Raw genomic sequence first — 6841 nt, 5'->3', positions numbered from 1 at the left:
CCGCACACCGAACCGGCGTTGCGGCGGGACCCTCCCGTACGTACGGGGACTGCTCGTCCACGCCCTCCTCGCGGCGGATCATCCGCCACGCCGCCCGGCGCGCGCTGCGGTCCAGGCTGGACTTGAAGCCCTTGTCGGGCCCGAAGTACTGCCGTCCCATGCCGGCGATCGTGTCGATGTGGTCGGCCATCTTGTCGGCGAAGACCTTGCCGAAGTTGTCCACGTCCTCGTTGGCGACGGCTGCCAGTCGGACCTTCTTGTTTGCCTTGGCCTCATTGAAGGGCTGGATGACGTCCTGCTCGGTGAAGTCGGTGCCGAACTTGGCGTTGAACTTCCCGATCAGCTCGGACAGCAGCGACTTCTCGGCCTCCGCGGCGCCACCCGTACCCTCTCCGAACCTCTTGAGTTCTGCCGGGCCTTCGGAGGTGAGCGACTTGTCGTGCTCGCCGGTCTTGTCCACCCGCAGGTGGCTGAGGTCGATCTCGCCTATGTCGACGCCTCCGTCGGCGCGGCGTGGAAGCCGGTTGAGGAGGTAACGACCTCGTGATCACGGCGATCTACGGACGCGGCGGGCTGTCCCGCTCGGCAGAGACGGTCCACGAGGACGAACTGCCCGCAGGGTCGAGCGCCGAGCAGGTCGAGCAGAGCGTAGTGCCGCTGCTGGCCCGCCTGATCGCCGACCGCAGCGAGCACTTCGTCTCGCGCAGCGCCCTCACCGCACCGGCCGTGCTCGCCGGGCTCGGCATCGCCGAGGAGCGCCGCAAGACGCGGGCGGACGGCGTGATCCCCACTCCGCCGCCCGGCGCCGTGGCGCGCCGAAGGGGCGGGACACCCGGGCCGCCATGGATGCTCTCCTCGCCGTTGGTGAAATCGGCGAGCGCGTGAAGGCGGCGGCGGCGGAAGCGGGCGATCGAGGCGCGGGTCGCCCGTTGCCGAGACAGGCTCCTGGTCTTCCGAGTCGGAAACTCGACCTGAGTCAGCCGTGCTGGTGCTGGACGAGCTCGGGCGGTGTCCTGCTCATGTACCAACCCTCGACGCGGGGTCCGACCAGGTCGGACGGCCAGCCTGCCGTCTCGACGGCGGCGTCGTAGACGGCGTCACCGAACGCCACAATGGCCTGGTGCGGGTCCGCTGTCTCCCTGAGCTTGGCCCACGGCAGACGAACCAGACCAGCGTCGGGATACCAGGCAGCGCCCTCAACACCCCAGGACCGGCCCTCGAGACCGTCCGGCTGGGGCCAGATGTACGCGTACATGCCCACGTTCGGCGCCTTGTCATCCCCGAAGGAGAATCCCACCGACACGTACGCGTCGAGCTGGGCATTCTGCATGAACGGAGGCCGGCCGGGCGGCGGCACGGTGGGCTGCGCCCGGAAACGCGTGGCTGACAGGTCGAAGCCGCCCCACATCACACCGACCCGGGGGCGGTGTCCCAGGAAGGGGGCCTGCCACGCCTCGAGCCCGTCAGCGGCGAGGTTCAACGCTGTCCAGATCAGCCGGGCTGCGTGGCCGTCCCAGGTGCGTTCGACGTGATCGTCCTCGAAGCGTGGCGGGGCATCGGGAATCTCGCAGATCAACGAGCTGCGCGGTCGGTGTATGCCGAGCTCGTCTGCCGCATGGCAGAAGGACGCATAGAACATGGCGACCGATCCCTTGGACAATGGCACCGTCCGCGAACCGTTGTCGGCCTCGATGACCACGTGTCCGTCGAGCAGGCTGTAGTGCACCGTGAAGGTCACGCCTCGCTGCCGAAGGGTTGGCGTACTGAGCCCCCGGGGGGTGACATCGAGGACGATGTTTCCCCAGCCGACTTCGAAGGGCTCGTCGAGGGTGTACTTGCCCGCGACCTGTACCACCCGGTTCACGTAGTCGACCATGGGCGCCAGGTCCTCATAGACCAGCGTCGGCCACGCATTGAGACGTTCGCTCACGGAGAGCCTCCCAGCGTGTCGATGGGATCAGGGGAGGGGACCTCAGGTGCTGCGCCCGCTCCCATGCATCGACGGGCGTGCCTTGGACACCGAACTGCGATCCAGTACCCAATTCTCACACTCAGGTCAGGGTCCTGCCCACTCGGTGGCGTCGGGCGTCCGACGTGCTGGGCCAGCAGCCAGGACGCGGTGGGTGACCGAAAACCCCACCTTCTTCGCCTGAGGGTCGAGCCGCGCCGCTTCTTTGCAGGTCAGGTTTGTGCGAGCGGTTGTGCTCCCTCTTCCACTCGGGCAATTCCTCGCCCGGGGTGCGGCGGTGGGGCATGAGGAGTCCGGTGCCGGGACAGCCGCCGTCGGCCATCGTCAGGGTCGTGCCCACGGCGGCCTTCACTCCGGACTTCGCCCATGCCTTGCAGCCGTTGCGATTGCCGGGCAGGGGTTGGGGTTCACCGACCAGGACGACACGGCGGCTGTCGGCGTCGACAACGACCTGGTGGTTGGTGGAACAGCGGTAGTTCTTGGACTTCAGCGTGCTCGGCGAGGACGAGGCGGCCGCCGCATGAGGGGGAAAGGTCCCGTCGTTCTCAGCTGAACGTGACCCCCCGTTCGGTCGCGTCAGGTGCGATGAAGGCGAGAAGTCGCTCGGCCTCGTCCAGTACTGCCTGTGTGCCCGCTTGCGACAGCGGCCGGAACGGGGAGATGAGCAGTACGGAGCCCTTCACCGACCAGGTGCCGTGGACGAAGCCGTCAACGAGGAAGGTGGGCCGCACCATGGCCTGACCCGGCATCACCAGCTTGCGGTCTGCCTCGCTGATCACTCGCGCGCGGTCCGTGTGCCCGAGGAGGAGATTGTCGAAGGCGGGCAGAAATCGCACGGGGACGGGCAGGTCCGGGTCGGCGAGCGGCGCGTCGGGCAGGTCGAAGAGCTCAGTGCCCCGCTCGTCGTGGAAGACACGCAGCTGTGACCGCAGCCCGTCGAGAGTTTCACGCAGGCGGGTCAGCCCCGACCATGTCTGGATGTCCATGACGCCGGCCGGGCCGAACGCCGCCAGGTAGCGGCGGATCATCGTCTCGACTCGTGGCGCTGCCATCGGTCGGCCGATCCAGGGCTCCGCGAGGGTGATGGCGATGTTGGGGCGATTGCCCCAGGCGCCCCAGGCGCCGGTGGCCGGGGCGTGCACCATCGGTACCCGAAGCTCCACCGCCCCCGCGAGCACGCGGCCGTCGCGGCCCGGGAAGCGCTCGGCGAGCGACAGGGCGAGCTTCCGCCGAGGCAGGGTTTGGCCAGCCATCAGCTCCCGACCGGCTTCGGTGAGCTCGGCGATGTCCAACCCGGTGGTCTGCGCGGCGAAGTACCGCGCCCGGGCGGTGCGGTCCAGGACGGGCTGGACGACGGGCCGCAGCCAGCGGAAGTCGTTGCTGCTGGTCAGGTGCTGGGTGCTGCGTAGGGCTGTGGAGCGCACCACGCGCCCGTCGCGGAGCAGTGCCATCAGGCCGTCATGTCGGAAGTCGGCCAGCCGGGTCCACAGGCCCACGTAGGGCCAGTTGGGCTCCTGCCCCTGCAGAGCGACCAGGTGTTCGACGACGTCGAGCGCCGGGCGGGAGGTTCGGGCGGCCAGGAACTGACGTTGGAGCAGTGTCCGGTTCAGGGTGCGGGTGGACAGCACGGAGGCGTCGGTCATGTGGTGCCGGTTCTCCTTGAATGGTGGGGACGTCAGCGGGAGCGCGTTGCCCGTCCGTGTGTGACGGGCGGCGCGCTTCGATCCTCAGCCGACGACCCTGACGGAGACGTTGCCCTTGTAGCTGCCCTTCAGCAGGGAGACGAGCGCCTGTGGAGCTGCCGAGAGGCCGCCTTCCACGATCGTGTGGGGGAACACGAAGCGGTCCTCGCTCAACCACGTACTGAAGTGCTCGGTCCACGCCGCGACCTGCTCCGGGGTGTGATAGGTGGAGAACGGCAGAACCTCGATCCCCTTGGCGGCCGCCGCAGCGAGATCCGGCTCGGGGAACCGGTCCTCGTGGTCGCCTATCTGAGTGGCCAGCGCGCCGCACAGCGCGAAGCGGGCCCCGGGCGCCGCCGCTTCGACCGCCGCGTCGAACTGCTCTGCGCCGACGTTGTCGAAGAACACCGTGATGCCCTCGGGCGCCAGGTCCCGCAGATGATCGAGGACGGGGCCGTCGTGGTAGTCGAACGCCGCGTCGAAGCCGAGCTCGTCAACCAGGTAGTCGATCTTCGCCTGGCTACCTGCGCTACCGATCACCTTCGCGGCGCCCCGGCACCTGGCGATCTGTCCGGCCAGCGACCCGACGCCGCCCGCCGCGCCGGAGACGAAGACGACATCGCCGGCGCCGGCCTTGGCGATCTCGGACATCCCGTAGTAGGCGGTGGGCCCCTGGCTGAGGTAGTGCACCGGGCTCGGGAACAACTCCGGGTCCAGCTTGGGGTACTGGTCGGCAGACCCGGCCGAGTACTCGCACCACCCCGTCATGGTGCGGACCAGGTCGCCGACGGCCAGGTCCGCGCTGTTGGAGCGCACGACCGTGCCCACTGCGCCGCCTCCGATGCGCCGGCCGACCTGCCACGGCGGGATCGGCAGATGGGAGTCGGCGCGCATCATCTCCAGATAGGCGACCGACAGGCCCAGGTAGTCCGTGCGGACCAGTACCTCTCCCGTGGCCGGCTCGGGCGTCGGCACCTGTACGAGGTCAAAGGTGTCGGTCCCGAGGTCTCCCTTCAGGTGCTTGGCCAGTCGCACCTCCCACATCGTGTCGGGGGTCGTCGACATCGTGCTGTCGGTCATGGTTCTCCTCGTTTCGATCAGTCGGCGCACCCGGCCTGGGCCCGTGCCGTTCTCGTGAGACCCACGCTATGAGCCATAGCGGTCACTTTCCGACCTCAATTGGCGCCATCCTGAGGTCATGGCGAACACAAGCTCTCGGACTCTGCGGCTGCTGTCCCTGCTCCAGACCCACCGGCACTGGCCGGGCGGCGAGCTGGCCGACAGGCTCGGGGTTTCTGCGCGCACCCTGCGGCGCGACGTCGACCGGCTGCGCGAGTTGGGCTACCCGGTCGAGGCCAGTCGCGGCGTCGATGGCGGCTACCAGCTCACGGCGGGCGCCGCCCTGCCGCCGTTGGTGCTCGACGACGAGGAGGCGGTCGCGCTCGCCATCGGGTTGCGTGCGGCCGCCCAGGGCGCGGTCACCGGAATCGAGGAGTCCTCGATCCGCGCGTTCACCAAGGTCGTGCAGGTCATGCCGGCGCGACTGCGCCGACGGGTCGACGCCCTGCGGGTGGTGACCGTGCCCTCGGTCGAGGGCGGTGGGAAGACCGTCGAGGCCGGTGTGCTGACCGCCATCGCGCAGGCGTGCCGGGACGAGGAACGACTTCGCTTCTCCTACACCGCCCGCGGTGGCGCTCGGAGTGCCCGCCATGTCGAGCCCCACGGGCTGGTCTCGCTCGGGTACCGCTGGTACATGGTCGCCTACGACCTGACCCGGCAGGACTGGCGCAACTTCCGCCTCGACCGTCTCGACGATCCGCGCGGGACCGGAGAGCGGTTTCGCCCGCGCGAGCTACCTGCCGACGACGCCTCGGCCTTCGTCCGTGCGGGGAGCGGCGGCGTCCCCGTTCCGCACACCGTCGAAGCGCTTGTGCACGCCCCCGCAGCGGCTGTTCGCGCGCGCGTTGGCCCGTGGGCGACGGTCGAGGAGGTCGACGAGCAGCGGTGCCGGGTACGGATGACCTCGCAGACCCTGGACTGGCCGACTCAGGCACTGGGCAATGTGGGCGCGGAGTTCGAGGTGCTCGGCCCTCCCGAGTTCGTCGACTTCGTCCGGGAGTGGGCTGCGCGTTTCACCCGTGCCACCGGCTCGTGATGTCCGGTGCCGGAGGTCCGCCGTCGCAGGCCGAGCGATCAAGATCTTCAATGAACCATGGCGTTTGTCGAACGTGGTGGTGATCTCGGCGTCTGCGGAGTGCGGGGGCGGCCTTCGGCTGATCAAATGCTCCGACCAAGGGTGTCCACCCAGCTCCGACTCGCCCACCCCTCGCCCGGGTCCTCCGCCTCCCCTGGTACAGGGAAAGCTCGAGGTCGGCCCCGCCTTCCGGTGGCCGGGTGGGCCGGGACGCGGCAGCGCAGGCCGCCGGTGACGAGGCGGGGGCGACGGTCGCGGGCGCCTTCAGCTCCGGGCGGCGTACACGATGAGGTTGTCCACCGGGTGGCCCTGGGCGTCGAAGGCGCCGTCGCAGGTGATGAGGCGCAGGACGCGTTGGTCGGTGGCACCGTAGACCTTCTCGGTCGGGAACGCCTTCTTGCTGACGGTCTCGGTGCCGGTGACCCTGAAGTGGATCTCGGCTCCCCGGTCGTTGCGGATCGCGATGTCCGCCCCCTTGCCGATCTTCTTGAGATCGTGGAAGACAGCCTTGCCGAGGCGGGTGTCGTTGTGGCCGATGAGGACCGCGGCGCCACGTTCGCCAGGGACCGCGCCCCCGGTGTACCAGCCGACCGTCATGCCCTTCTCGGCGGGTGGGACCTCGACCGTGCCGTCCTCGTTCAGCCCGAGCCGCATGAGTGAGCTGTTCACCCCGATCGACGGGATGCCGACATGGGTGGGGCTCGCGGCAGACTCCGGGGAGCCTGGCTCGTTCGCCGCTCTGGAACCCGTTTCCTTCGGGGAGTTGGGAGTGTCCCCGTGTGGTGCGGCGGACGAAGCGTCTACGGCGTCCGCGGAGGACGGCGAGGGGGAGGAGCAGCCTGCGAGGGCGAGGCAGGCGAGCGCCGGGAGGACTGCGCGCCAAAGCGGTGGCGGTATACGGGACATGATGGGGCTCCAGGAAGATGCGGAGACGGGGAGTGGCGGCGCCCCCGCAGGGCGGCGCCCCCCCGGCCGGGGGCTGGGTGGCGCCCGGCG

At 69.5% G+C, this 6841-nt stretch carries 6 protein-coding genes and 2 pseudogenes; 2 read left to right on the top strand and 6 right to left on the bottom strand.

Annotated elements, in window-relative coordinates; genetic code table 11:
* Window positions 1–541: pseudogene (locus ACFU8Q_RS37590) on the bottom strand (type I restriction endonuclease subunit R); the annotation flags it as partial.
* Window positions 542–543: 2 nt separating this feature from the next.
* Between ACFU8Q_RS37590 and ACFU8Q_RS37585 the strand changes: the two are divergent.
* The gene (locus tag ACFU8Q_RS37585) at window positions 544–885 is read left to right on the top strand and encodes a hypothetical protein (RefSeq protein ID WP_384463469.1); all 342 of its coding nucleotides are present in this window, start codon (window positions 544–546) and stop codon (window positions 883–885) included.
* Between the two features lie 91 nt (window positions 886–976).
* On the opposite strand, the gene ACFU8Q_RS37580 is transcribed toward ACFU8Q_RS37585, so the two are convergent.
* The 4 genes and pseudogenes from ACFU8Q_RS37580 to ACFU8Q_RS37565 all read right to left on the bottom strand — a co-directional run bounded on the left by ACFU8Q_RS37580 (window position 977) and on the right by ACFU8Q_RS37565 (window position 4731).
* Window positions 977–1930: a DUF5996 family protein gene (locus tag ACFU8Q_RS37580; protein WP_384463466.1), complete on the bottom strand. Its 954-nt coding sequence runs from the start codon at window positions 1928–1930 to the stop codon at window positions 977–979.
* A 256-nt stretch (window positions 1931–2186) separates the two neighbouring features.
* Window positions 2187–2456 (bottom strand): annotated as a pseudogene (locus ACFU8Q_RS37575) (IS5/IS1182 family transposase); the annotation flags it as partial.
* A gap of 58 nt (window positions 2457–2514) precedes the next feature.
* Window positions 2515–3612, bottom strand: coding sequence for a winged helix DNA-binding domain-containing protein (locus ACFU8Q_RS37570; RefSeq protein ID WP_384463464.1), 1098 nt, complete (start codon window positions 3610–3612; stop codon window positions 2515–2517).
* A gap of 84 nt (window positions 3613–3696) precedes the next feature.
* Complete coding sequence (locus tag ACFU8Q_RS37565) at window positions 3697–4731, bottom strand: zinc-binding dehydrogenase (RefSeq protein ID WP_384463461.1); 1035 nt, start codon at window positions 4729–4731, stop codon at window positions 3697–3699.
* A gap of 118 nt (window positions 4732–4849) precedes the next feature.
* Here ACFU8Q_RS37565 and ACFU8Q_RS37560 point away from each other — a divergent pair, with 118 nt between their 5' ends.
* Window positions 4850–5806 (top strand): helix-turn-helix transcriptional regulator, encoded by a 957-nt coding sequence (locus ACFU8Q_RS37560; RefSeq protein ID WP_384463458.1) that lies wholly within the window; start codon window positions 4850–4852, stop codon window positions 5804–5806.
* 303 nt (window positions 5807–6109) lie between these two features.
* Here ACFU8Q_RS37560 and ACFU8Q_RS37555 read toward each other — a convergent pair whose 3' ends face one another.
* The gene (locus ACFU8Q_RS37555) at window positions 6110–6751 is read right to left on the bottom strand and encodes a class F sortase (protein WP_384463455.1); all 642 of its coding nucleotides are present in this window, start codon (window positions 6749–6751) and stop codon (window positions 6110–6112) included.
* Between the last annotated feature and the right edge of the window lie 90 nt (window positions 6752–6841).

Origin of the sequence: Streptomyces sp. NPDC057543, assembly GCF_042801895.1 — a bacterium.
GTDB lineage: Bacteria > Actinomycetota > Actinomycetes > Streptomycetales > Streptomycetaceae > Streptomyces.
This window is presented reverse-complemented; position numbering and strand designations above follow the sequence as displayed.